Source organism: Caballeronia sp. AZ10_KS36, from assembly GCF_023631105.1.
Lineage (GTDB): Bacteria > Pseudomonadota > Gammaproteobacteria > Burkholderiales > Burkholderiaceae > Caballeronia.
In genome coordinates, this window is the sequence record NZ_JALQDQ010000018.1 from 191666 (window position 1) to 216548 (window position 24883).

Here is a 24883-nt window from a genome sequence, read left to right on the forward strand (position 1 = left end):
ATCACGAGCCGAAGCCGGGACGGCGCATCCAGACGTGCGGGATGCCGTCCTCGTCGTGCACGCCCGAGGACGCGACGAAGCCGAATGCGCCGTAGAACCGCTGCAAGTGCGCTTGCGCGTGCAGGCTGATGGGCTCGTCCGGCCATTGTTCGAGGATGTGCTTCAGCGCGCGTTCGAGCATGGCGTTGCCGAGCTTCATGCCGCGAAAGCCGACGGTCGTCAGCACGCGGCCGATGCGTACGTCTTTCTCGCTCGCGTCCGGATTGCCCGGCAGCAGTACGCGCAGATAGCCTGCCAAGCGCGGACGCTTGTCCCCTTCCCCGTACGCGAGAAGATGCCACGCGTTGGTATCGAGCCCGTCGATATCGCCGTACACGCAATTCTGCTCGACGACGAAGACCGCGCTGCGGGCGGCGAGCATGTCGTAGACTTCAGCGGGCGTCAGGTCGTCGAAGGGCTTCCAGCGCCATTGAATGTCGGAGAGTCGGTCGGTCATGGGAATAGGTATCGGATCGCACGGGCGTTCTGCGATTATGCCGCGCGGCCGGTTGCGTCGGTATCGAATGAAGCGCGGATAAAGAAAAAGCCCTGACGGGTCAGGGCTTTTCAAGTGGAGGCGCGAACCGGAGTCGAACCGGTCTAAACGGCTTTGCAGGCCGCTGCATAACCGCTTTGCTATCGCGCCGAAAGCGGTGTGGTGCGCGCCGGTCGAACGACGCCGGCTGACTCACCAAACAAAAAGGGAAGCGTTGCTTCCCCTTTGACTGGAGCGGGAGACGAGTCTCGAACTCGCGACCTCAACCTTGGCAAGGTTGCGCTCTACCAACTGAGCTACTCCCGCATTCACTTCTTGCTTGACCGCTTCGCTTGTTTCTTCGCTTGCTGCTTTGCGTCGCGCATCAGAGAAACGAGATTATGTAGAAGGAAAAGGCGCCTGTCAACTGTCTCTGGTGCGGTTTATTCGCGTTAGACGCAATTTTTTGCACTACGCCGACACCGGCTCACAACATGCCGCCGCGTTCGCGGATCTGCGGCCACGCCAGCTTCATGTAATAGAGCATCGACCAGACGGTGAGGAAAGCCGCGACATCGATGAGCCACAAGCCCCACACGCGCGTGTCCATGACCCACTGCGTGCCCGCGATGCGCAGCGGGCCGTAGAACAGCAGCATCGGAATGGCGACCATCTGACAGACGGTCTTGAACTTGCCGAGCGAATTCACCGCCACGCTCTTCGATGCGCCGATCTGCGCCATCCATTCGCGCAACGCCGAAATGGTGATCTCGCGGCCGACGATCACGAGCGCGATCACCGCGTTCAGACGCGACAGCTGCACGAGCACGAGGAGCGCGGCAGTGACCATCAGCTTGTCGGCGACCGGATCGAGGAACGCGCCGAATGCGGAGGTCTGATCGAGCTTGCGCGCGAGAAAGCCGTCGAACCAATCGGTGAGCGCGGCGAGCACGAAGATGATCATCGCGAGCAGATTGCGATGCTCCGGGCTCAACATGACGTCCGGCAGATAGAACACGCCCACGACGAGCGGAATCAGCACGATTCGCAACCACGTCAGAAAGATCGGTAAGTTGAACGGCATGGGCGATCAGCGAGTGAAGGACATGTAAGGGAGCCGCCATTGTGCCGTGTCGCTCTGCCGCTCACAAGGCGCGCGCCCCGCGCGGCGCGGCTTGCAGCGGGCCGCGCGGCGGGGCTCGTCAATGCAACTGCCGGTAAATCTGCTGCGCGAGCGCAAGCGAAATGCCTTCGACGCTCGCCAGGTCTTCGACGCTCGCCGCCTGCACGCCGCGCAATCCGCCGAAGCGCGACAGCAGCCGCTGGCGCCGTTTTGCGCCGACGCCTTCCAGTTCCTCCAGCCGCGACGTCTGCCGCGCCTTCGCGCGCTTCGCCCGCATGCCGGTGATCGCGAAGCGGTGCGCTTCGTCGCGAATCTGCGCGACGAGCATCAGCGCGGCGCTTTCCTTGCCGAGTTCGAGCGCCGGCCGGCCGTCCGCGAAGATCAAGGTCTCCAGGCCGACCTTGCGCCCTTCGCCCTTCGCCACGCCAACGAGCATGCCGTGATCCAGCCCGAGCTCCGAGAACACCTGCCGCGCGATCTCGACCTGCCCCTTGCCGCCGTCGATCAGCACGATGTTCGGCAGCGTGCCGCCCGCCGCGACCGCGGGCGCCGCATCGGGCGTGACGTTGGGATCGGCGGCGTCCTCGGGTTGCAGGGCCGCCGCTTCCTCGTTCGCGTTGGCGGCCGCCTGCGCGACCATCTTCTCGTAGCGGCGCGTCAACACCTGGCGCATCGCGGCGTAGTCGTCGCCGGGCGTGATGCCGTTGATGTTGTAGCGGCGGTATTCGCCCGTCTGCATCTTGTGATGGTGATACACGACGCACGACGCCTGCGTCGCCTCGCCCATCGTATGGCTGATGTCGAAGCACTCGATGCGCATGAGCGCGAGATCGTCCATGTCGAGCCCGAGCGTTTCCGCTAGCGAGCGGGTGCGCGCCTGCTGCGAGCCCTGTTCCGACAAGAGGCGTGCGAGCGCGAGCTTCGCGTTTTGCTCGGCCATCGAAAGCCACACGCGCTTCTGGCCCTGCGGCTGTCGCAGCAGCGCGACCTTGTGCCCGGCCTGTTCGATGAGCAGATCGACGAGTTCGCGGCTCGGCGCATGCGTCACGATCAGCACCGGCGGCACGCGATTGCCGATGTAGTGCTGCGCCATGAAGGCTTCGAGCACTTCGGCCTCGAGGGTGGCTTCGCGGGGTTCCGGAGTGGCATTTGTATCTGCGCTGGCATCGGATGGCGGTTCGGCGTTGGCTTCTGCTTCGGCGCCGGCGTTCAACGCAGAGTTCGCATTCGCCTCCACGCTCGCCGACACTTCCACATCCGCGCCAACGTCGCCTTCGACCGCCTCTTCCCCCGGCTCCCCATCCTCGATGTCGTCTTCGTCACCGCCGAGCGCCACCGCGCTTTCCACATGCGCCGGGAAATACGCCTTGTCGCCCAGATGCCGCCCGCCGCGCACCATCGCCAGATTCACGCACACCTTGCCGCCCAGCGCGACCACCGCGAGGATATCCACGTCGCTGTCGCTGCCGACTTCGATCGCCTGCTGATGCAGCACCGTCGAGAGCGAACTCATCTGGTTGCGCACGGCCGCCGCCTGCTCGAACTTGAGGTCGGCGGCGAACGCGTGCATCTTCTGCTCCAGTTCCTTCATCACCTCACCCTGCCGCCCGAGCAGAAAGCGCGACGCATTGGCCACGTCGCGCGCGTAATCCTCCTCGGTGATGAGGCCGGTGCACGGCGCGGTGCATCGCCCGATCTGATGCAAGAGACACGGACGCGTGCGGTTGCTGAACACCGAGTCCTCGCACGTGCGCAACTGGAACACGCGCTGCAGAATCTGGATGCTCTCGCGCACGGCCCACGCGCTCGGAAACGGCCCGAAATACTGGTTCTTCTTGTCCACCGCGCCGCGGTAGTACGCCATGCGCGGAAACTGATGACCGGTGAGCTTGAGGAACGGATACGACTTGTCGTCGCGAAACAGGATGTTGTAGCGCGGCGCGAGCGCCTTGATCAGATTGTTTTCGAGCAGCAGCGCTTCGGCCTCCGAGCGCGTGACCGTCGTCTCGATCTTGCGGATGCGCGTGACCATCATCGCGATGCGCGGCGAATGCAGCGTCTTCGTGAAGTAGCTCGACACGCGCTTCTTCAGGTTGCGCGCCTTGCCGACGTAGAGCACGTTGCCGTCGCCGTCGTAATAGCGGTACACGCCCGGCAGATGCGGCAGTTGCGCGAGCGTCTTCTTCGGGTCGAAATGGGATTCGGGGGCGTCGGTCTGAGTCATGCAGCGAATATCGCGACGAAGCGCGAAGGGACAAGGGCGGCGGCGAGCCGTGGGGCGGACGGTATCTTAGAATCGCCAGTTTAGATCATTACGGCGCGGTCCCGCCGGCCGCCCTCTCGCCATGTCCACCGCCTCCACGACTTCTTCCTCGCAGGAACTCGCCTGCGACATCTTCTGCGCGGTCGTCGACAACTTCGGCGATATCGGCGTGTGCTGGCGGCTCGCGCGCCAACTGCGCGCGGAACATGGCTGGCGCGTGCGGCTTTTCGTCGATGACCTCGCGGTTTTTCACGTGCTCTGCCCCGCCGTCGATGCGTCGCTCGCGCGGCAGGAGGCGGCGGGCGTCGTCATCGAGCACTGGCGCGAACCCGCGCACGCCGGCGAGACAATCGAGATCGCGGATGTCGTCGTCGAAGCCTTCGCGTGCGAGCTGCCGCACGCGTACATCGCGGCGATGGCGCGGCGCGAGCGCAAGCCCGTGTGGATCAACCTCGAATATTTGAGCGGCGAGGACTGGGTCGCGGACTTCCATCTGCGGCCCTCGCCGCATCCGCGCTATCCGCTCGACAAGACTTTTTTCTTTCCGGGCTTGGGCGCGAGCACGGGCGGCGTGCTGAAAGAGCGCGATCTGGACACCGCGCGCACGCGCTTCGATGCAGCGGCATGGTGGCGGCAACGCGTGGGCATCGCGCGTCCGGACGACGGCTCGACCGTCGTTTCCCTGTTCGCGTACGAAAATCCCGCCGTCGATGCGCTGCTCGCGCAATGGCGCGACGGCGCGGCGCGCATCGTTCTCCTTGTGCCCGAAGGCCGCATCTCCGGCGCGGTCGCGCGCTTCTTCGGCCTGCCCGGGTTCGCGGCGGGCACATCGGCGCGGGCGGGCGCGCTTCAGGCGCACGCGTTGTGTTTCGTCGAGCAACCGCGTTTCGACGAACTGCTGTGGGCATCCGATATCAACTTCGTGCGCGGCGAAGACTCGTTCGTGCGCGCGCAGTGGGCGCGAAAGCCTTTCGTCTGGCAGATCTATCCGCAGGCCGACGACGCGCATCTGCCGAAGCTCGATGCCGCGCTCGCGCACCTCACTCGCGGGATGTCGCCAGCGGCGGATCAGTCGATCAGCCGCTTCTGGCACGCATGGAACGGCGCGGGCACGCCGGACTGGGCGGACTTCTGGCGGCATCGGGGCGAATTCGAGTCGCGCGCGTCCGCCTGGGCGGATGAACTGGCGAGCGTCGGCGATCTGGCCGGCAATCTGGTCTCGCATGTGACGGCCCGCATGGCGGCGTAACCACGCGAACGCGCCGTCTTCCGTATCGCATGAAAGCGTGCACGGTGCCAGCCCGGCTCGCCAAATAAGCAAAAACTCAGTTAAAATAAGCGGTTATCCGATGAGCAAGCCGCTTTCTGTCGCGCGTATCTGTCGCGGCCCATGACGAAAAGGCCCATGAGAAAACGTTCCGACAGCGCCGCAAATCCGATCAGCCACTATCAACACCAATCAGCCAAGTCTGGCCATATTCATTCGTAAGGATCCAGTTTTATGAAGACCGCACAAGAACTCCGCGTCGGCAACGTCGTCATGATCGGCAACGATGCCATGGTCGTGCAGCGCGCCGAATACAACAAATCCGGCCGTAACGCAGCGGTCGTCAAAATGAAGTTCAAGAACCTGCTGACCAACGCGGGCATGGAAACCGTCTACAAGGCGGACGACAAGTTCGACGTCGTCGTGCTCGACCGCAAGGAAGTGACGTACTCGTACTTCGCCGACCCGATGTACGTGTTCATGGACGCCGACTACAACCAGTACGAAGTCGAAGCCGAAATGATGGGCGACGCGCTCAACTACCTCGAAGACGGCATGGCGTGCGAAGTCGTGTTCTACAACGAGAAGGCCATCTCGGTCGAACTGCCGACCACGCTGGTTCGCGAAATCGTCTACACGGAACCGGCCGTCAAGGGCGATACGTCGTCGGGCAAGGTGCTGAAGACCGCGAAGCTCCACACCGGCTTCGAACTGCAAGTGCCGCTCTTCTGCAACATCGGCGACAAGATCGAAATCGACACGCGCACGAACGAGTACCGCAGCCGCGCGTAAGACGTAACCATTACGCTCTCACGCCGGACGCGGGCCGGTGGTTCCGAAACCGCCTCCCGCCGCTGTCACAAAAAAGCGCCCCATCGCGGGCGCTTTTTCTTTTGCATGAAGTTTTTGACAGTTTCAGGCAAACTTTACCGGTCATCGTTGCAACTGACGTGCCGGTGCGCGTTCCGAACGCGTGTTCTTCGCGCCCCCTTTTCCCTTCGAAATCAAGCGCGGAGGTGGACGGCAGTTCGTCAATAATCGATTGGCACAGTTCCTGCTCAGTTCGCTTAATACGGACTAAACAACACGACATGCGCAATTCGCCGTCCCTCTTCGGCCGACTGGTGGTGGTCGCCGCGCTTGCTCTTCCCGCCTTCTTCCTGGCGGGATGCGCGTCGGCACCGACCGCCGAATCCGCCGGAGATTACGCGTCGGATGCCTCGGTGACTGCGCGCGTGAAAACGGCGCTCTTGGCCGACCCGGGATTAAAGTCGCTCGCGGTCAGCGTGTCGACGTATCGCGGCGTCGTGGTGCTGTCCGGAAACGTGAACTCGGAGGAACAGATTCGGAAGGCCGTCGCAGTAACTCGCAGCGTGTCGGGGGTGCAATCCGTCAACAACGATCTGCACGTGAAGCCGCAATGACGCACTAGCCCCATCCAATCGCAGGACAAAAAGAAAACCGCAGCGGGATGCCACGCCGATCCGATGTTCGACCGGGACGAGACGCCGCAGCCCGCCCACGAGCGCCCGAGTTTCAAGCGCCGCCCTCGCCTGGCGACGCATGCGGCAACGGCAATTACAGTCCATTTTGATACGTTGTGTCTGCCATGCCACACGCTCTGATTGTCGAAGACGATCCCAATAGCCTTTCCGGCCTGTCCGCGATCTTGTCCGCCGACGGCTTCTCGGTCGACACCGCGACGACGCTCGCCGAAGCCCGTTCCGCATTGACGCGCTTCATTCCGGACGTCGTGCTGATCGACCTGAACCTGCCCGACGGCAGCGGCCTCGACCTCCTGCCGAGCCTGCCCTCGCAACCGCCCGACGGCGCGCTTCCCGTCATCGTGATGACGGGCAATGCGACGGTCGAAAGCGCGATCGAAGGTCTGCGCCACGGTATTTGGGATTACTTGCTGAAGCCCGTCAACATTCCGCGTCTGCGCAGCCTTCTGGCGCGCATTCCGCGCCCTTACGAGCTGACGGAAGAAGTGCAGGCGCTGCGCTCGACGCTGCGCGAACTCGGCCATTTCGGCGACATGCTTGGGCGCAGCGTGCCGATGCAGCACGTCTACGACCAGATCGAGCACACCGCGCCCACGGAAGCCGCCGTGCTGATCAGCGGCGAGCCGGGCACCGGCAAGAAGCTCGCGGCGCACACGATCCATCAGCTGAGCCGCCGTCGCAAGGGGCCGTTCATCAGCTTCGATTGCTCGACGATCCGCGAAGAAGGCGCGCACCGCTCGATGGACAGCGTGCTCTTCGGCCACGAGCGCAACGCGTTCGCCGGCGCAGAAAACCGCGAGCCGGGCCTGCTCGAACAAGCGGGCGGCGGCACGCTGTTCCTCGATCAGATCGACTCGCTGCCTGCGGCGCAGCAAGAAGCGTTGTTGCGCGCGCTGGACTCGCAGACGTTCATGCGCGTCGGCGGCAGCAATCGCATCATGACGGACTTCCGCCTGATCGCCGCGTTGCGCGCGCCGGCCCGCGATGCCGTGTCGAGCGGCGCCCTGCGCGAAGACCTGTTCCAGCGCCTCTCGGCGTCGTCGATCGTCCTGCCGCCGCTGCGCGAACGCGACGACGACATCGCGCTCATGGCCGAGCAGTTCGTCGACGAATTGAACCGCGAGAACCACATTGCCGGCATCACGAGCGGGTCGCCCAAGCGCATCAGCCCGGCTTTCCTGCGCGAATGCCTCGCGAACGAATGGCCCGGCAACGTGCGCGAAATGCGCGAGCGCGTGCGCCGCGCGTATCACGCATCCGGCGAGACCATCGAGACGTTGCGCGTCGACGAGCCCGGCGGGATCGGCGGGCGCGGCCTCAACGGCAGCAGCGTGCAGGTGACGGTCGGCACGGCGCTCGCCGATGTCGAGGACATGCTGATCCGCGCGACGCTCGAAGCGGTCGGCGGCACGCGGCATCGCGCGGCGACGCTGCTCGGCATCAGTCCCAAGACGCTCTACAACAAGCTCCAGCGCATGAAGCTGGAATCGTCGTAAGCGGCGCGAGTCCCCAAATGAAAACGCCACGGCAAGCAGTTGCCGTGGCGTTTTGTCATTCGGGCGAGCCGTTCAGCCCAGCGCGGTTTTCACGAGCTGGCGCGCGGCCTGATATTCCGGCTGGCTTTGCAGCTTGTTCCAGCGCAGCGCCTTGCCGCGCGGCCGCATCTGCTTGATGCGCTGCTGCGACGCCTTCGTCGGCGTGAAGCGCAACTGTTCCAGCACCTTGCCCGCCTCTTCCGGCTGATTGCAGATCAGCACCATGTCGCAACCCGCCGTGAGCGCGGCCGTCGCGGCTTCGGTGAGCGTGCCGCCCGCGCGGGCGGCTTCCATCGAAAGATCGTCGCTGAAGATCGCGCCGTTGAAGCCGAGCTTGCCACGCAGAATGTCTTGCAGCCAGATGCGCGAGAAACCGGCGGGCTTGTCGTCGACCTGCGTGTAGATGACGTGCGCCGGAATGACCGACGCGAGCGACAACCCGAGCCAGTCGTACGGACGCACATCGGCGGCGAGGATCTCGTCGAGCGGACGATCGTCCGTCGGCAACGCGACGTGCGAGTCCGCCGCCGCGAAGCCATGCCCCGGAAAGTGCTTGCCGCAGTTCGCCATGCCCGCGAGCGCAAGACCGTGGTTCAGGCTCTTCGCGAGCATCGTCACCACGCGCGGATCGCTATGCAGCGCGCGGTCGCCGATCACCTGCGATTGCCCGTAGTTCAGATCGAGCACCGGCGTGAAGCTCATGTCGATGCCGCACGCGCGCAACTCCGACGCGAGCACGTAACCGAACGCGGTGGCCGCCTTGCTCGCGGCCAGAACATCGCGGTCCCAGAGCGCGCCGAGCTTGCCCGGCGCGGGCAGCACCGTGAAGCCGTCGGTGCGGAAACGCTGCACGCGCCCGCCTTCGTGATCGACCGCGATCAGAATGTCGTCGCGCACCGCGCGGATCGCGTCGGTGAGCGCCACCAGTTGCGCGCGGTCCTGAAAATGCCGCGCGAAGAGAATGATGCCGCCCGTCATCGGATGCGAAAGGCGCTCGATATCCGCGTCGGTGAGCGTCGTGCCGGCGACGTCGAACATGACGGGGCCGGGAATGCGTTTCATCGGATTCAATTGGCTTCTTGTTGTGGTGAATGTGTGATGGTTGCGCAGGTCACGCCTTATCCGCAATTTCCGCGATTTCCGCGATAACGAACGTCACCGCGTAGTCGCGCTCGTCGCTGAGCGTCACTTGTGCCGTGATGCCGCGTTGTGCGAGCCATTCGGCCAGCTCGCCCGATGCCACGATCACCGGCTTGCCGCTCGGCTCGTTGAGCGTTTGCAGCGCGCGCCAGGTCATCGGCCAGCGCATGCCGAGGCCGATCGCCTTCGAGAACGCTTCCTTCGCGGAAAAGCGCGTGGCGAGAAACGCGAGGCCGCGCACTTCGGAGCGCGCGCGCCGCGCGTGATAGATGCGCAGTTCGTCGGGGCCGAGCACTTTCTCGGCGAAGCGCCCGTTGGTGCGCTCCATGACGCCCGCGACGCGGCTCACTTGCACGAGGTCCGTGCCGATTCCGTAGATGGCCATGGCCGCCTCAACGCTTCGTTTGCGTGGCGAGACGCGAAGCGACCATGATCGCCTTCATCTCGCGCACCGCGTTGTCCCAGCCCGCGAAGATCGCGTGCGCGACGATCGCGTGCCCGATGTTCAATTCGACGATGCCATCGAGCGCGGCGATCGGCTGCACGTTGGTGTAATGCAGCCCGTGGCCCGCGTTCACTTTCAGGCCGAGCGAATTGCCGAACTCGACGCTTCTCGCGACGCGCTCGAATTCGCGCTGCTGCCCGGCTTCGTCGTGCGCTTCGGCGTAGCGCCCCGTATGCAGTTCGATGACCGGCGCGCCGGCTTCCTTCGCCGCGCGAATCTGCGTCTCGTCAGGATCGATGAAAAGCGACACGCGGCTGCCCGCGCCCGTGAGCTGCGCGCACGCGGCCTTCACCGCTTCGAACTGGCCGGCGACGTCGAGCCCGCCTTCGGTCGTCAATTCCTGGCGCTTTTCCGGCACGAGGCAGACATCGTGCGGCTTGATTTCGCACGCGATATCGAGCATTTCGCGCGTGACGGCGCATTCCAGATTCATGCGCGTTTTCAAAAGCGGACGCAGCGTGCGCACGTCGGCATCGACGATATGACGCCGATCCTCGCGCAGATGCAGCGTGATGGCGTCCGCGCCCGCTTCTTCGGCGGCGAGCGCGGCGCGAATCGGGTCGGGATACGACGTGCCGCGTGCGTTGCGCAGCGTGGCGACGTGATCAATGTTCACGCCGAGATCGATCACGCTCGCGGGCGATGAGAGAAAGAAGCTCATAGATTTTGCAGGTCGATCAGAATCTGACGGGTGGCGAGCGGCGCGCCGCCCAGATGGTAGTTCAGCAGAAAGCGCATCAGCGTCTTGCTCTGCGCGCCGGTTTGCGGGCTCGTGTAGTCGTCGCGCTCCATGTCGATGAGCGTCTGGCCGGCAATGACCGGCCACTGCGCGGGGAGATCGTCGGACGCTTCGCGCACGCCGCGCTCGGGATCGAACGTGTAGCGGCCTTCGGGCAGCACGGCCTGGCGCGCCACCGTGCGCGTGAGCGCCATCGCGTAGCCGGTTTCGCGCAACAGCACGCGTTCGAACGAGCGCAGCACCTGAATGGCGGGCTCGTCGTGCGCGAGCCGCGACAGCGTCAGCACGTAGTGATTGAAGAGCGCGGGATGCGGGTCCTCGCGCGCGCAGAACTTGACGAGCAGTTCGTTGACGTAGAAGCCGCACAGGAGCGCGTCGCCTCGCAGCGGCAGCATGCCGCCGACCCATTCGGCGGTGGTCAGCGTGCGGACTTCGCCTTTGCCGGTCCACGAAAGGCCGAGCGGCTGGAAGGTTTGCAGCACGCCGCGCAGCGCGGAATGCGGCCGCTTCGCGCCCTTCGCGACGAGCGCAATGCGCCCGTGATCGCGCGAGAACACGTCGATGATGAGACTCGTCTCGCGATACGGATAGCTATGCAGCACGAAGCCCGGCTGCTCGCTGACGCGAAAGTCGGAGCGCGGACGCGGGCGTTGGGCGTTCGTGCCCGCGGCGGGAGTGGACGACGATGCCCGCCGCCGCTTCGGCGCCGGGCGCTCGCTCGCGCCGAAGTCGTCCTCGGGACGATCGTCGGCGGGCGGGGGCATCCACGGGTCGTTCGAGCCGGCGTCCATGAGCGTAGTCCGGGCCTCACTCGTAGCCGTATGCGCGCAGGCCCGCTTCGTTGTCGGCCCAGCCGCTTTTCACCTTGACGAAGGTTTCCAGATACACGGGACCGTCGAAGAGCTTTTCCATGTCGAGCCGCGCCTCGGTGCTGATCTGCTTCAGCTTCGCACCCTTCTGGCCGATGATCATTGCCTTGTGGCCGTCGCGCTCCACGAGGATCGTCGCGAAGACGCGACGCAGGCGTCCTTCGGTCTCGAACTTGTCGATGAGCACGGTGCTCGTGTACGGCAACTCGTCGCCGGTCCAGCGGAACACTTTCTCGCGCAGGATTTCCGCTGCGAGGAACCGTTCGCTGCGGTCGGTCAGATCATCCTCGCCGTAAATCGGCTCGCCTTCCGGCAGATACGGCTTCACCACCGACATGAGCCGCTTGATGTCGTCCGGATTCTTCGCCGAGAGCGGCACGATTTCGCGGAAGTCGCGCCGCGCGGACATCTGCTGCATGAACGGAAAAAGCGAATCCTTGTCGCCGACGCGGTCGAGCTTGTTCGCGATCAGAAGCGTCGGCGTGCCGGCCGGAATCAGGTCGAGCACTTTCTCGTCGTCGGGACCGAAGCGGCCCGCTTCGATCACGAACAGGATCGCATCGACCGACGTCAGCGTGGACGTCACCGCGCGATTCAGCGAGCGGTTGAGCGCGCCGCTGTGGCGCGTCTGGAAGCCGGGCGTATCGACGAAGATGTACTGCGCGTCGTCGACCGTGTTGATGCCGGTAATACGATGGCGCGTCGTCTGCGCCTTGCGCGACGTGATGCTCACCTTCTGGCCGACGAGCGCGTTCATGAGCGTCGACTTGCCGACGTTGGGCCGGCCGACGATAGCGACCATGCCGCAGCGGAAACCGGGAGATGTGGGAGCGTTCATAGTGGTGTGCGGCGAAGGTTCGTTGAGCGCGATGTTGCGAGGGCGCGAGGGCGCATGTGCGGCTGAAGGCGCGTCAGTGGCCGGCGTCGGCGGCGCGCACGACGCGGCTGGCCGGGGCGTCGTCGCTGGCGGGGCTGCGCGCGTCGTCGGTGGGCGGCGCGTTGTCGGCGCTCGCATCCGTCGCTTGCGCCGCGTCACCCTTCACCGCCTTCTCCGGGCGATGGATGACGTGCCGCTCCGGCTTCTCGGCGGCTGCATACGACGCAGCGGACGGCTCGACGTGCGTTGCCCGAATCACGGCAAGCGGCGCGGCGGGCGTCTGCTCGGCGGACGCGCTCGCATCGGCGGAATGGTTGCGCTGACGATCGCGCTCGCGGCGCTCCGGCGAGCGCAAGTCGAGCGCGGCCTGCACGCCGGTCACGCCCGGCACCACTTCCACCTGCGCGAGCTTGGCCGCGCGCGCGCCCTTGCGCTTGGGCTTCATGCCGAGCGTGGGCGCCGCGGCCATGACTTCATCGAGCGCCTTCTTGGCCGCCGCCTGTTCCGCCGCGCGGCGGCTCGCGCCGGAGCCGGACACTTTCACGTCGAGCTTGGGCACCGAGCATTCGACTTCGAACTGCTGGTTATGCGCGGCGCCGTGAGTGGCGACCACGGTGTACGTCGGCAGCGCGATCTTGTGACCCTGAAGATATTCCTGAAGCAGCGTCTTCGCGTCCTTGCCGATGGTGCGCGGATCGATGTGATCCAGCACCGGCGTGTAGAGACGCTTGATGACGCCGAACGCGGCGTCGAAGCCGCCGTCGAGAAAAATCGCGCCGAAGATCGCTTCGAGCGTGTCCGCCAGAATCGACGGGCGCCGGAAGCCGCCGCTGCGCAGTTCGCCCTCGCCCAGACGCAAGCCTTCGGACACGTTGAGCGCCTGCGCGATTTCGTAAAGCGATTGCTGTTTGACGAGGTTCGCCCGCACGCGGGAGAGGTCGCCTTCGTCGAGCTTGCTGAAACGTTGGAACAAAAGCGCCGCCACCACGCAATTCAGAACGGAGTCGCCGAGAAATTCGAGCCGTTCGTTGTGCGTGGCGCTGTGACTGCGGTGGGTCATCGCCTGGCGCAGCAATTCCGCATTGCGAAATTCATACTGCAGCCGGCTTTCCAACGGAGAAGATGGCATGGACAGAGTATAACGCGCCCGCGCGGGCGGCCGATTCCGCCCGGCGAGCCGGGAAAACGCGTGGCGAGACGGTCTTAGCCGCGCTTCTTCACGCCGTTTCGAAGCAGTGCCGACGCGAGCGCGACGGCACCGCGATGGATCACTCGAAGGAGCCGATGCGCTTCAGGTTGCTGAAGTTCATCCAGATGAAGAACGCGCGGCCGACGATATTGTTATCCGGCACGAAGCCCCAGTAGCGGCTGTCGGCGCTGTTGTCGCGGTTGTCGCCCATCATGAAGTAATGGCCCGGCGGCACCTTGCAGGTCACGCCTTGCGCGTTGTAGACGCAGTTGTCGCGGTACGGGAAGTCGTCCGCGCCGACGACGAACGGCGGCACTTGCGGATTGTTGAGGATGGCGTTCTTGCGGCCGTCGAGATCTTCGATGAACTGCTTCGCGTAGCCGATGCGCTCGTCGTCGAAGTAGTCCGGCTGCGGCGTTTCGGGAACCGGCTTGCCGTTGATCGTGAGCTGCTTGTTTTCGTACGCGACGGTATCGCCCGGCAGGCCGATCACGCGCTTGATGTAGTCGACCGATTCGTCTTTCGGATAGCGGAACACGACGACATCGCCGCGCGTGAGCGGCTTGCCTTGCGTCAGCTTGGTGTTGCTGATCGGCAGGCGCAGGCCGTACTCGTATTTGTTCACGAGGATGAAGTCGCCGACGAGCAGCGTCGGCACCATCGACCCGGACGGAATCTTGAACGGCTCGACGATGAACGAGCGCACCACGAACACCGCGAGAATCACCGGGAAGAAGCTCGCCGTGTATTCGAGCCACCACGGCTGGCGCAGCGCCTCGTTGCGCAGGCGCGCGCGCGTTTGATCGGCGTTTTCATCGGCAAAGCGCTCGCCGACGCGTTCCTGCTGGCGGTCGAACTCGGCCACGGCAGCGTCCGCCGCGCGACGGCGCTGCTTGACGAACACGAGTTTGTCCAGCACCCATGCAATACCCGTCACCACGACGAGGATCAAGAGAATCAATGCGAAATTCATCAATCGCTTCCGGTTGTTATCGTCGGTTGTTGTTCTGCGCCCGGCGGCGCGCGAACGTCATTCGTCCACGCGCAGGATGGCGAGGAAAGCCTCTTGCGGAATCTCGACGGAGCCGACCTGCTTCATGCGCTTCTTGCCCGCCTTCTGCTTTTCGAGCAGCTTCTTCTTGCGCGTGATGTCGCCGCCATAGCACTTCGCGAGCACATTCTTGCGCAGCGCCTTGATGTTTTCGCGCGCGATGATGTTCGAGCCGATGGTCGCCTGAATCGCCACGTCGTACATCTGGCGCGGGATCAGTTCGCGCATCTTCGACGCGACTTCGCGGCCGCGGCTCTGGCTTTGCGAGCGGTGAACGATGACGGACAAGGCATCGACCTTGTCGCCGTTGATCAGCATGTCGACCTTCACGACATCCGCCGCGCGGTATTCCTTGAACTCGTAGTCCATCGACGCATAGCCGCGCGACGTCGACTTCAGGCGGTCGAAGAAGTCGAGCACGATCTCGGCCATCGGGATTTCGTAGGTCAACTGCACCTGACGGCCGTGGTACTGCATGTTGATCTGCTGGCCGCGCTTGTTCGTGCACAGCGTGATGACGGAGCCGACATACTCCTGCGGCATATACAGGTTCACCGTGACGATCGGCTCGCGCACTTCCTCGATCTTCGACGGCTCCGGCATCTTCGCCGGGTTCTCGACCTGAATGGTGCTGCCGTCGCGCTGGACGACTTCATACACCACCGTCGGCGCGGTGGTGATCAGGTCCATGTCGAATTCGCGCTCCAGCCGTTCCTGCACGATCTCCATGTGCAGAAGGCCGAGGAAGCCGCAGCGGAAGCCGAAGCCGAGCGCCTGCGACACTTCCGGCTCGAACTGCAGCGAGGCGTCGTTGAGCTTCAGCTTTTCGAGCGATTCGCGCAGCGCGTCGTATTGATTCGCTTCGACCGGATACAGCCCCGCGAAAACCTGCGGCTTCACTTCCTTGAAGCCCGGCAGCGGCTCGGCGGCCGGACGATTCGCGACCGTCACGGTGTCGCCGACCTTCGCGGCCGTCAGTTCCTTGATGCCCGCGATCACGAAGCCGACCTGACCCGCCGACAATTGCGACAGGTTGGTCGACTTGGGCGCGAACACGCCGAGATGCTCGACCGGATATTGAGCGCCGGTCGCCATCATCTTGATCTTGTCCTTCGGCTTCAACGTGCCGTTGAAGATGCGCACGAGCATCACGACGCCGACGTAATTGTCGAACCACGAGTCGATGATCAGCGCCTGCAGCGGCGCGTCCGGATCGCCCTTCGGCGGCGGCACTTTCGCGATCAGCGATTCGAGCACGTCTGCCACGCCGAGGCCGGTCTTCGCGCTGCAATGCACGGCGTCCGTCGCGTCGATGCCGATCACGTCTTCGATCTCGGCAATCGCGTTTTCAGGATTCGCGGCCGGCAAGTCGATCTTGTTCAGCACCGGCACGACTTCGACGCCCAGTTCGATTGCCGTGTAGCAGTTCGCAACGGTCTGCGCCTCGACGCCCTGACTCGCGTCGACGACGAGCAGCGCGCCTTCGCAAGCGGAAAGCGAACGGCTGACCTCGTACGAGAAGTCGACGTGTCCGGGGGTGTCGATCAGATTGAGGTTGTAGACCTGGCCGTCGCGCGCCTTGTAGGTGAGCGCCGCCGTCTGCGCCTTGATGGTGATGCCGCGCTCGCGTTCCAGGTCCATCGAATCGAGCACCTGCGCTTCCATCTCACGATCGGACAGCCCGCCGCACAACTGGATGATGCGGTCCGCGAGCGTGGACTTGCCGTGATCGATGTGCGCAATGATCGAAAAGTTACGAATATGATTCATTCAGTGCCGATCAAGCGAAAAAGGCGCGCCCTCACACATGCGGAGCACGCCTTGAAAAATTGGGGGAAAACTTCTGCATTTTAGCCGAAAAGGGGGTGGACAGGCGTTTTCGGCGTGCGGCGGCCCTTCGCCCTTCCCCCTTTGCCCTATGAGCGGCGCGAGGCGAGCGCCGCCAGGACGGCATTCGCGTTGAGCCGGTGCTCGCACACCTCGACGCCGTCCAGCATCAGCACTGGCACGCGCTCGTTGTAGCGCGCCTCCAAGAGCGGATCGTCGTCGATATCGATCCACTCGATCGCCACGCCGAAGCGTTGCGCGATGGGTTCGAGCTCCGCGCGCATGTCTTCACACAGATGGCACCACGCGCGCCCGTACAGCACGAAAAGCGCAGCGTGGTCTTCACTCATGGCGCGGCCGTCACTTCTGCGCCGGCACGCGCGGGCGCAGTGGCACGAACTGCGTGTTGTCGCCACGGCGCACGAGAATCGCCACCATCTTGCTGGCATCCAGCCCCTGCGCGATGGATTCGAACTGCTTCGCGCTCGTGACGTCCGTATCGCCAATTCGCATGATGATGTCGCCCTTCTGGAAGCCCGCACGCGCCGCCGGCCCTTCGACGGCATCCACCTGCACGCCGCCGCTGAGCTTGAGCGCCTTCTTCTGCTCGGCCGGAATGTCGCTCACCGCGAGGCCGAGCGAATTGCTCGCGCGCTCCTTAGGCTGCGGCGCACGGCGCTGCTCGGTCTTCGCGACCTTGTCCGGCTGCATCTCCGCGATGGTGATCGGCAGATCGCGCGACTGGCCCTTGCGCCAGATGGTGATGGTCGCTTTCATGCCCGGCTTGCTGTCGCCGACCATGCGCGGCAGGTCCGTCGCCGTTTCCACGTTCGCGCCGTTGAACTTGAGGATGATGTCGCCCGGCTGGATGCCCGCCTTGTCGGCCGGCCCGCCCGCCTCGACGCTGCTGACGAGCGCGCCCTGCGCCTTCGGCAAGCCAAGCGAATCGGCAACGTCCTTGGTCACTTCGCCGATCGCGACCGCAATGCGCCCGCGCGTGACCTTGCCCGACGTCTTCAGCTGATCCGCCACGCGCATCGCCTCGTCGATCGGAATCGCGAACGAGATGCCCATGAAGCCGCCGGTGCGGCTATAAATCTGCGAATTGATGCCGATGACCTCGCCGGCCATGTTGATGAGCGGACCGCCCGAATTGCCGGGATTCACCGCGACATCGGTCTGAATGAACGGCAGGTAGTCGCCGGTGTCGCGGCCCTTGGCGCTGACGATGCCGGCCGTCACCGTGTTGTCGAGCCCGAACGGCGAGCCGATGGCGAGCACCCATTCGCCGACGCGCACCTTGTTCGAATCGCCGATGGTGATGGCCGGCAGATTCGACGCGCTGATCTTCACGACCGCGACGTCCGTGCGCTCGTCGACGCCGACGAGCCGGGCCTTGAACTCGCGCTTGTCGGTGAGCGTGACGTAGATGGTGTCTGCGTCGTCGACGACGTGCGCGTTCGTCATCACGTAGCCGTCGGTCGAGAGGATGAAGCCCGAGCCGACGCCGCTGCTCTGCTCCGAGTTGTCCTGACTGTCATCGGGAAGGCTGCGGCTGCCGCCCTTGCCCTGATCGCCTCCGCCACCACTACCGCCGCCGCCACCACCGCCGCCGTTGCCGCGCGGCGAGCCGGGCTGTCCCGGCATCGGAATGCCGAAGAAGCGGCGGAAGAATTCCGACATGTCGCCTTCGTCGAGGCCGGGCGGCAAGCCGCGCAACTCGCCCGACGAGCCGACGCGCGAAGTCGTGCGGATGTTCACGACCGAAGGCCCGACCTTGTCGACGAGCGAAGTGAAGTCCGGCAGGTTCACCGTGGGCGCTGCCGCCGCCGCGTGCGAGATGAACGGCAGGCACACGGCGAGCGCCGCGGCCGCGATGAACTTGCGCAGCGAGTAGTTGCTCATGGATGGAAGGCCGAGGGATTCGATTACTTGGAAGGCTTGTATTCTATGGTAGAAGCAAATTGCTGCAACGTGGCTTGCGGCACTTCGCCCAGCAAAGTAATCCAGAAATCGCCGCGACGCTTCACGAGCACATGCGTTGCGCCGTTGTTGCCCGCGCCTTCCTTGCGGGAATTCTTCTCGACCGGCTCGACGAACACGGAAATGGCAGCGAGGCCGTCCGAGAACACTGCCTGATCGACCGGAATCGGCGGCTGGCCCTGCTCGCTCGACGCCATCGGCCGGCGCAGTTGGCGGATCAGCCTGAAGCCGGGGATGGTCGGCTTGATCTGCCAGCCCTGCGCCTGCATGTCGACCGGCTGCACCGGCGGGCGCACGACGTTCCAGCCCGCCGTGGCGCGCATGCCGTTCGCGATCGAGGCCTTATCGATTGCCCCGCCGATGCGCACCTGCGAGAACGAAAGCTGTTCGAGCACCTGGCCGTCCGGGTCGAGCGTCTGCGCGCGCAGCAAAAGACCCGTCTTCGCGTCCGCCCACAGCTTGTAGGCAAAACGATAGGCATCTTTCGGATCGAGCTCGATCACCTGACTCTCGATGCCCGCGACGCGGTCGGTGCCGAGCAGCTTCGGCTCGTACACCGCGAGCACCTGATCGCCGCTCGTGGCGAGCAGCGACGGAAACGAATCCTTGCTCTGCCGATGCTCCATGACGAGCAGATGCCGCTCCGGCACGAACGTGATCATGTCGTCGTCATGGCGCAGCATCCGGCGCGGCGCGCCGTCGAGACTTTCGAGCGATTCGTAGTCGCCGTCGCCGCGGGTGGCGACGTGCGTGATGCGCGACGACTGCACCGTCGCGCCGCGCTGATAAAGGAAGGTGCCCTCGTAATTCTGCTGCTGGGCCGCTTCCTGAATGCGGTTGAGCAGGTTGGCGGCGGTTTTGCGATCCGGCGCGTTGCCGCTGTCAGCGAACGATGCGGATGCCGCGCACAACAACGCGGCTGCACACAACATGAATGCCGGCAGCCGCCCCCAATATCTAGTTTTATTCAACCGCACACCTGCCTTCAGTTATTGGCTCTGCGTTGTCACCGCGGCGCGAATCAGTGGCATGGCGCCGGGCATCGCAGGCTGCTGCGAGAACTGCTGATGCGCTTCGAGGTATTGATCGAGATTCGCGTCGCGGATGATGTTCGCCTCGACGACCGGCGCGGCGGTGGTCACGGCCGGCACCGACGCCAGCGCGACGCGCTGCACCGAATCCGGCTGCGCGAGGCTCGCCACTTGTGCGCCCGACTGCGAGCCGACGCCCTGCATTTGCGGCACGACGATCCACGTGAGCGTGGCCGCAGCGGCCGCCACCGCGAACGCCGGAACCACGCGCCGGCGCAGCACGCTGCTGCGCGCCTTTTGCGCCGAAGCCGACGCCGCAGGCAGCGCCGCAGGCGCCAGCACGTGCGCTTCGGCCTCGAAGCGCGCCGCGAACGACGCCATGAACGCGCGGCTGCGCGCCGGGCTTTCGGCGAGATCGTCGGAACGCAGCGCGTCGCCGATCAGATGATAGTCGGACCACGCCGCGCGGTCCTCGCTCTTCAGCTCCGCCAGGAACTGACCGATGTTTCCGATTTCGCCGAGCGATTCACCGTCGACGAACGCCGACATGCGCTCCCCGCGCGAGCTTGCCTGCGAATTTCCCTGCGCCTGCATCGAGACCGACCCCATGATGCTCCCCAATCCTTCGAAACCAGCCGTAGTGACACCACCTAACCCAGATATCGCGTCCCTGTCCCGAAGTTCCAGCCGGCTTACCAGCGTTTGCCTTCGGGTGTGTCCAACAACGGACGCAATTTTGCCGCAATGGCTTCCCGAGCACGGAAAATTCTTGATCTGACGGTGCCGATCGGGCAGTCCATCATCTCCGCGATTTCCTCGTAACTCAATCCTTCGATTTCCCGGAGCGTGATGGCGGTGCGCAATTCTTCGGGCAGAAGCGCCATCGCAGCATTGACCGTTTGAGCGATCTGCTTGCTCATCAACATCGACTCGGGCGTGTTGATATCCCTTAGTTGGTCGGCGTCGGAGAAAGTTTCCGCTTCTTCCGCATCTGCTTCGGTAGAAGTGGGAGCGCGGCGTCCCTGCGTCGCGAGGTAGTTTTTCGCGGTGTTGACGGCAATGCGGTACAGCCAGGTGTAGAACGCGGATTCGCCGCGAAACTGCGGCAGCGCGCGGTAGGCTTTGATAAAGGCGTCCTGGGCGACGTCCTCGACTTCGGCGGGATCGCGCACGAGGCGCGAGATCAGTCGAATGATCTTGCGGTGGTATTTGGCGACCAGCAGTTCGAACGCGGCTTTGTCGCCCTTTTGCACGCGTTCGACCAGCACTTGGTCGATTTCTTTTTCGCTCACCTGGGAATCCGTTTGACTTGGGGCTGTTGCGCGGACGGGTATTGTAGCGTCACGGACTTCGCGTTATCCCGGACGCTCATCTACCGTTACAGTCGTTACAGGTAGGCGCTCGCCGCTCGGCGGGCGCGCACGGCAAGCTGGCGGAAGGTGTCGGAATCGATGGAATCCGCCGCGACGAGAAGCGCGCGCGGCCTGCCCTCTTCCGATGACAACGTGAGCGCGACGACCGCGCCCCATTGCGCGCAGCCGACGATGCGCCGGTACTGCGCGTAGCCCGCGCGGTCCCAGACCGTGACGCCGTCCGCGTGCAGGCCGATGGCGGCCGGTTGACGCAGCGTCCAGCGCACGCCGGCCAGCGCGAGGACCGCTAGACACGCGAGCGCGGCCACGGTTGCGTGAAGCGGCCCAAATTGCGCGAAGACCGTCCGGAAGACGGCCGCGTCCGCCAAAACGACAAAACCGATGAGCGCCGCGAGCAGAAAACGCGAAGGCCGCATGGGGATGCGCGGCGGTGTGCCCGCTTCCCCATGCGGCCGATTCAGATGCGCGCCCGTCATCGTGTCCCCCATCCCGACGAGTGCGCCGTGCTCAGAAACGCTTGAAGACGAGCGAGCCGTTCGTGCCGCCGAAGCCGAACGAGTTCTTCACCGCGACATCGATCTTCATTTCCCGCGCCGTGTTCGCGCAGTAGTCCAGGTCGCACTGCGGGTCCTGATTGAAGATGTTGATGGTCGGCGGCGAGATCTGATGATGCACGGCGAGGACCGTGAACACCGACTCCAGCCCGCCCGCGCCGCCGAGCAGGTGCCCGGTCATCGACTTCGTGGAGTTCACGACGATGTTCTTCGCGTGATCGCCGAGCGCGCGCTTGATGCCGATGGTTTCCGCGATGTCGCCGAGCGGCGTGGACGTGCCGTGCGCGTTCACGTAGTTGACTTGGTCCGCATTGACCTTCGCGTTCTTCAGCGCGTTGACCATCGCGCGGCGGCCGCCGTCGCCGTCTTCGGGCGGCGCGGTCATGTGGTAAGCGTCGCCGCTCATGCCGTAGCCGAGCACTTCGGCGTAGATCTTCGCGCCGCGCGCTTTGGCATGCTCGTATTCTTCCAGCACCATGACGCCCGCGCCTTCGCCGAGCACGAAGCCGTCGCGGTCCGTGTCCCACGGGCGGCTGGCCGTCGCGGGGTCGTCGTTGCGCTGCGACAGCGCGCGCGCCGCCGCGAAGCCGCCGATGCCGAGCGGGGAAACCGTCGCTTCCGCGCCGCCCGCGACCATCACGTCGGCGTCGCCGTATTCGATCAGGCGCGACGCTTCACCGATGCAGTGCAGGCCGGTGGTACACGCCGTGACCATCGACAGATTCGGACCCTTCAGGCCGAAGCGGATCGACAGATGGCCGGAGATCATGTTGATGATCGACGCCGGGACGAAGAACGGCGAGATGCGGCGCGGGCCGCGATTGAGCAGTTCGGTCTGCGTGACTTCGATCATCGGCAGCCCGCCGATGCCCGAGCCGACCACGACGCCCACGCGCTCCGCGTTTTCGTCGGTGATCGCGAGGCCGCTGTCCTGCATCGCCTGAACGCCTGCTGCGAAGCCGTAATGGATGAAGGTATCCATGTGGCGCGCTTCCTTGGCGGGCATGTAGTCTTCGATGTTGAAGCCCTTCACCTCGCCCGCGAAACGCGTGGAGAAGTTCGCGGCGTCGAACTTCGTGATGTTGGCGATGCCCGACTTGCCCGCCACCAGATTGGCCCAGCCGTCGGCAACGGTATTGCCGACAGGCGAAACGAGCCCAAGGCCTGTAACAACAACTCGACGACGGCTCACGGTAACCCCTTATCCATAGAATGACGAAAAGCAAAAGCCACAGCGGCCACAGGAAACCGCCCTGTGTGCCCTGTGGCTGTTAAATCGGTCTTTGCAGCGACGATGCTTCAAGCTCGAAGAGCGACGGGTCGCTGGCGCGTGCGGCCTTAGGCCTTGACGTTGGCGCGAGCGTAGTCGATCGCTTGCTGAACCGTGGTGATCTTCTCGGCTTCTTCATCGGGGATTTCCATGCCGAACTCGTCTTCCAGCGCCATCACCAGTTCCACCGTGTCGAGCGAGTCAGCGCCCAGATCGTTCACGAACGACGCTTCGTTCTTGATTTCGGCTTCCGCCACGCCCAGTTGTTCGGCGACGATCTTCTTCACGCGCTGTTCAATGTTGTCCATGCAGCCCTCCGAGGGAATAAAAGTTCAAAAATACGAGTGCGCGCATTTTATCAGGTTTGTACCCGCAAAATACGGCGCGTCAGTTCCATGCTTCGCCGCCTGCTGCGCGTCATCAAGGCGCGAGCCGACGGCCTGCATCGTTCGTTGCAGCCGCGCTGTACGGGGCGCGCATGCTGGTAAGAGCATTTTGCGCGCCCGTGTGCCGCGCGGATATTAAGCGATATTTGGCGAAATGCCTATTACATGTACATGCCGCCGTTCACGTGCAGCGTCGTGCCCGTGATGTAGCCGGCAAACGGCGACGCCAGGAACGCCACCGCGTGGGCGATGTCTTCGGGACTGCCGAGCCGGCCGAGCGGAATCTGCGCGGTCAGCGCGGTGCGCTGCTCTTCCGGCAAGACCTTCGTCATGTCCGTGTCGATGAAGCCCGGCGCGATGCAGTTCACGGTAACGCCGCGGCTGCCGATCTCGCGTGCCAGCGCCCGCGTCATGCCCGCGACGCCGGCTTTCGCCGCCGCGTAGTTCGCCTGACCGGGATTGCCCGACGAGCCCACCACCGACGTGATATTGATGATGCGGCCGCCGCGCGCTTTCATCATCGGGCGCAGCACGGCGCGCGACAGGCGGAACACCGCGCGCAGGTTCGTGTCGATGACGGCGTCGAATTCGTCGTCCTTCATGCGCATGGCGAGCTGATCTTTCGTGATGCCCGCGTTGTTCACGAGCACGTTGAGGCCGCCGAACTCCTTCACGGTGGCGTCGATAAACGCGTCGGCCGCTGCGGCGTCGTTCACGTTCAGCACCGCGCCGCGGCCCTTGCCGCCCGCCTGCGCCAGCGCTTCGCTGATGCCTGCCGCGCCGCTTTCGCTGGTGGCCGTGCCAATGACGGTCGCGCCCTGACGCGCGAGTTCCAGCGCGATGGCGCGCCCGATGCCGCGCGACGCGCCGGTGACGATAGCTACCTGATTGTCCAAGTTCATGTCGTTGCCTCTTATCCAGCGATCAGTTTGCGCGTTTCCTCGAGCGAGGCGGGGTCGAACACCGCGCCGCCGACCAGATTGCCGTCGATGCGCTTCGTGAGCCCCGCGAGCACTTTGCCCGGACCGCATTCGATCACGTGCGTGACGCCTTCACGCGCCATCGCCTGCACACACTCGACCCAGCGCACGGGACCCGCGGCCTGACGCACGAGCGCGTCCTTGATCGCGGCGGGGTCCGAGACCTTCGCGACGTCGATGTTATTGATCAGCGGAATGCGCGGCGGCTCGATGCGGACGTTCGCGAGATAGTCGCGCAATTGGTCCGATGCGGGCTTCAGCAGCGACGAGTGGAACGGCGCGGAAACCGGCAGCGGCAACGCGCGCTTGGCGCCCTTCGCCTTCGCTACTTCGCACGCCTTTTCGACCGCCGCCTTCGCGCCCGCGATCACCACTTGCGACGGCGCATTGAAGTTCACCGCTTCCACGACGCCCGCCGATGCGCTTTCGGCGCACACCGCGCGCACCGTGTCGTCGTCGAGACCGAGAATCGCCGCCATGCCGCCCTCGCCGACCGGCACCGCGCTCTGCATCGCCTGCGCGCGAAAGCGCACGAGCGGCACGGCGTCCGCGAATGCGAGCGCGCCGGCCGCGACCAGCGCCGTGTATTCGCCGAGGCTGTGACCCGCGACGAGCGCAGGCGTGAGGCCGGTTTCCTTTTCCCAGACGCGGTAGATGGCGTACGCCGCCGTGAGCATGACCGGCTGCGTGTTCGTCGTGAGATTGAGCTCTTCGGCCGGCCCTTCGGCGATCAGCTTGGCGAGATCCTGCCCGAGCGCATCCGATGCCTGCTGCACCGTCTCGCGCACCACGGCGTGGTCGGCGAATGCGTTGAGCATGCCGATCGATTGCGAGCCTTGGCCCGGGAAAACGAACGCAAATTTCATATCGTCCTCGTTGGATTGGAATGACCCGCGTGTGCG

25 protein-coding genes and 2 tRNA genes are annotated in these 24883 nt (G+C 64.7%); 4 read left to right on the forward strand and 23 right to left on the reverse strand.

Annotation, left to right across the window (positions count from 1 at the left end; genetic code table 11):
* Position 1 precedes the first annotated feature (1 nt).
* The 5 genes from NCR35_RS11030 to uvrC all read right to left on the reverse strand — a co-directional run bounded on the left by NCR35_RS11030 (position 2) and on the right by uvrC (position 3861).
* Positions 2-496, reverse strand: a complete 495-nt coding sequence (locus tag NCR35_RS11030) for a GNAT family N-acetyltransferase (RefSeq protein ID WP_250534388.1) — start codon at positions 494-496, stop codon at positions 2-4.
* Positions 497-611: 115 nt separating this feature from the next.
* A tRNA-Cys gene (locus NCR35_RS11035) sits at positions 612-685 on the reverse strand.
* Positions 686-765: 80 nt separating this feature from the next.
* A tRNA-Gly gene (locus tag NCR35_RS11040) sits at positions 766-841 on the reverse strand.
* A 160-nt stretch (positions 842-1001) separates the two neighbouring features.
* Positions 1002-1598 carry a CDP-diacylglycerol--glycerol-3-phosphate 3-phosphatidyltransferase gene (gene pgsA / locus NCR35_RS11045; protein WP_250534389.1) on the reverse strand — a complete coding sequence of 199 codons (597 nt, stop codon included), beginning with the start codon at positions 1596-1598 and terminating at the stop codon, positions 1002-1004.
* A gap of 118 nt (positions 1599-1716) precedes the next feature.
* Complete coding sequence (uvrC, locus tag NCR35_RS11050) at positions 1717-3861, reverse strand: excinuclease ABC subunit UvrC (protein ID WP_250534390.1); 2145 nt, start codon at positions 3859-3861, stop codon at positions 1717-1719.
* A 121-nt stretch (positions 3862-3982) separates the two neighbouring features.
* Between uvrC and earP the strand changes: the two genes are divergently transcribed.
* The 4 genes from earP to NCR35_RS11070 all read left to right on the forward strand — a co-directional run bounded on the left by earP (position 3983) and on the right by NCR35_RS11070 (position 8168).
* Positions 3983-5149: an elongation factor P maturation arginine rhamnosyltransferase EarP gene (gene earP / locus NCR35_RS11055; RefSeq protein ID WP_250534391.1), complete on the forward strand. Its 1167-nt coding sequence runs from the start codon at positions 3983-3985 to the stop codon at positions 5147-5149.
* A gap of 252 nt (positions 5150-5401) precedes the next feature.
* Positions 5402-5959 carry an elongation factor P gene (gene efp / locus NCR35_RS11060; protein WP_175944441.1) on the forward strand — a complete coding sequence of 186 codons (558 nt, stop codon included), beginning with the start codon at positions 5402-5404 and terminating at the stop codon, positions 5957-5959.
* Between the two features lie 299 nt (positions 5960-6258).
* Entirely contained in the window at positions 6259-6591 is a 333-nt protein-coding gene (locus NCR35_RS11065) for a BON domain-containing protein (RefSeq protein ID WP_250534392.1), read from the forward strand.
* 185 nt (positions 6592-6776) lie between these two features.
* Positions 6777-8168, forward strand: coding sequence for a sigma-54-dependent transcriptional regulator (locus tag NCR35_RS11070; RefSeq protein WP_175944445.1), 1392 nt, complete (start codon positions 6777-6779; stop codon positions 8166-8168).
* A gap of 72 nt (positions 8169-8240) precedes the next feature.
* On the opposite strand, the gene nagZ is transcribed toward NCR35_RS11070, so the two are convergent.
* The 18 genes from nagZ to fabD all read right to left on the reverse strand — a co-directional run bounded on the left by nagZ (position 8241) and on the right by fabD (position 24847).
* A complete protein-coding gene (gene nagZ, locus NCR35_RS11075; RefSeq protein ID WP_250534709.1) occupies positions 8241-9269 on the reverse strand; it encodes a beta-N-acetylhexosaminidase in 1029 nt (342 codons plus the stop codon).
* A gap of 49 nt (positions 9270-9318) precedes the next feature.
* Positions 9319-9732 carry a holo-ACP synthase gene (gene acpS / locus NCR35_RS11080; RefSeq protein WP_244846908.1) on the reverse strand — a complete coding sequence of 138 codons (414 nt, stop codon included), beginning with the start codon at positions 9730-9732 and terminating at the stop codon, positions 9319-9321.
* Positions 9733-9739: 7 nt separating this feature from the next.
* Entirely contained in the window at positions 9740-10513 is a 774-nt protein-coding gene (pdxJ, locus tag NCR35_RS11085) for a pyridoxine 5'-phosphate synthase (RefSeq protein WP_250534393.1), read from the reverse strand.
* A complete protein-coding gene (gene recO, locus NCR35_RS11090; protein WP_250534394.1) occupies positions 10510-11382 on the reverse strand; it encodes a DNA repair protein RecO in 873 nt (290 codons plus the stop codon). Before recO ends, pdxJ begins: the two co-directional genes overlap by 4 nt.
* Before the next feature lie 16 nt (positions 11383-11398).
* On the reverse strand, positions 11399-12298 hold the full coding sequence (gene era, locus NCR35_RS11095; protein ID WP_250472722.1) for a GTPase Era: 900 nt from the start codon (positions 12296-12298) through the stop codon (positions 11399-11401).
* Positions 12299-12371: 73 nt separating this feature from the next.
* Positions 12372-13466 carry a ribonuclease III gene (gene rnc, locus NCR35_RS11100; protein WP_250534395.1) on the reverse strand — a complete coding sequence of 365 codons (1095 nt, stop codon included), beginning with the start codon at positions 13464-13466 and terminating at the stop codon, positions 12372-12374.
* A gap of 139 nt (positions 13467-13605) precedes the next feature.
* Positions 13606-14499, reverse strand: coding sequence for a signal peptidase I (gene lepB, locus NCR35_RS11105; RefSeq protein ID WP_244846912.1), 894 nt, complete (start codon positions 14497-14499; stop codon positions 13606-13608).
* A gap of 57 nt (positions 14500-14556) precedes the next feature.
* On the reverse strand, positions 14557-16347 hold the full coding sequence (gene lepA, locus NCR35_RS11110) for a translation elongation factor 4 (RefSeq protein ID WP_250534396.1): 1791 nt from the start codon (positions 16345-16347) through the stop codon (positions 14557-14559).
* 146 nt (positions 16348-16493) lie between these two features.
* The gene (locus tag NCR35_RS11115) at positions 16494-16754 is read right to left on the reverse strand and encodes a glutaredoxin family protein (RefSeq protein ID WP_250534397.1); all 261 of its coding nucleotides are present in this window, start codon (positions 16752-16754) and stop codon (positions 16494-16496) included.
* Positions 16755-16764: 10 nt separating this feature from the next.
* Complete coding sequence (locus NCR35_RS11120) at positions 16765-18309, reverse strand: DegQ family serine endoprotease (RefSeq protein WP_250534398.1); 1545 nt, start codon at positions 18307-18309, stop codon at positions 16765-16767.
* 23 nt (positions 18310-18332) lie between these two features.
* Positions 18333-19319, reverse strand: coding sequence for a MucB/RseB C-terminal domain-containing protein (locus NCR35_RS11125; protein WP_250534399.1), 987 nt, complete (start codon positions 19317-19319; stop codon positions 18333-18335).
* A 57-nt stretch (positions 19320-19376) separates the two neighbouring features.
* Complete coding sequence (locus tag NCR35_RS11130) at positions 19377-20027, reverse strand: sigma-E factor negative regulatory protein (RefSeq protein WP_250534400.1); 651 nt, start codon at positions 20025-20027, stop codon at positions 19377-19379.
* An 83-nt stretch (positions 20028-20110) separates the two neighbouring features.
* Positions 20111-20710, reverse strand: a complete 600-nt coding sequence (rpoE, locus tag NCR35_RS11135; RefSeq protein ID WP_159836660.1) for an RNA polymerase sigma factor RpoE — start codon at positions 20708-20710, stop codon at positions 20111-20113.
* Between the two features lie 95 nt (positions 20711-20805).
* A complete protein-coding gene (locus NCR35_RS11140) occupies positions 20806-21279 on the reverse strand; it encodes a protein YgfX (protein WP_250534401.1) in 474 nt (157 codons plus the stop codon).
* A 19-nt stretch (positions 21280-21298) separates the two neighbouring features.
* On the reverse strand, positions 21299-22537 hold the full coding sequence (gene fabF, locus NCR35_RS11145; protein ID WP_244846918.1) for a beta-ketoacyl-ACP synthase II: 1239 nt from the start codon (positions 22535-22537) through the stop codon (positions 21299-21301).
* A gap of 146 nt (positions 22538-22683) precedes the next feature.
* Positions 22684-22923 (reverse strand): acyl carrier protein, encoded by a 240-nt coding sequence (gene acpP / locus NCR35_RS11150; protein ID WP_004197638.1) that lies wholly within the window; start codon positions 22921-22923, stop codon positions 22684-22686.
* Positions 22924-23162: 239 nt separating this feature from the next.
* Positions 23163-23903: a 3-oxoacyl-ACP reductase FabG gene (fabG, locus tag NCR35_RS11155; RefSeq protein ID WP_250534402.1), complete on the reverse strand. Its 741-nt coding sequence runs from the start codon at positions 23901-23903 to the stop codon at positions 23163-23165.
* 11 nt (positions 23904-23914) lie between these two features.
* Positions 23915-24847, reverse strand: a complete 933-nt coding sequence (gene fabD / locus NCR35_RS11160; RefSeq protein ID WP_250534403.1) for an ACP S-malonyltransferase — start codon at positions 24845-24847, stop codon at positions 23915-23917.
* Positions 24848-24883: the final 36 nt, after the last annotated feature.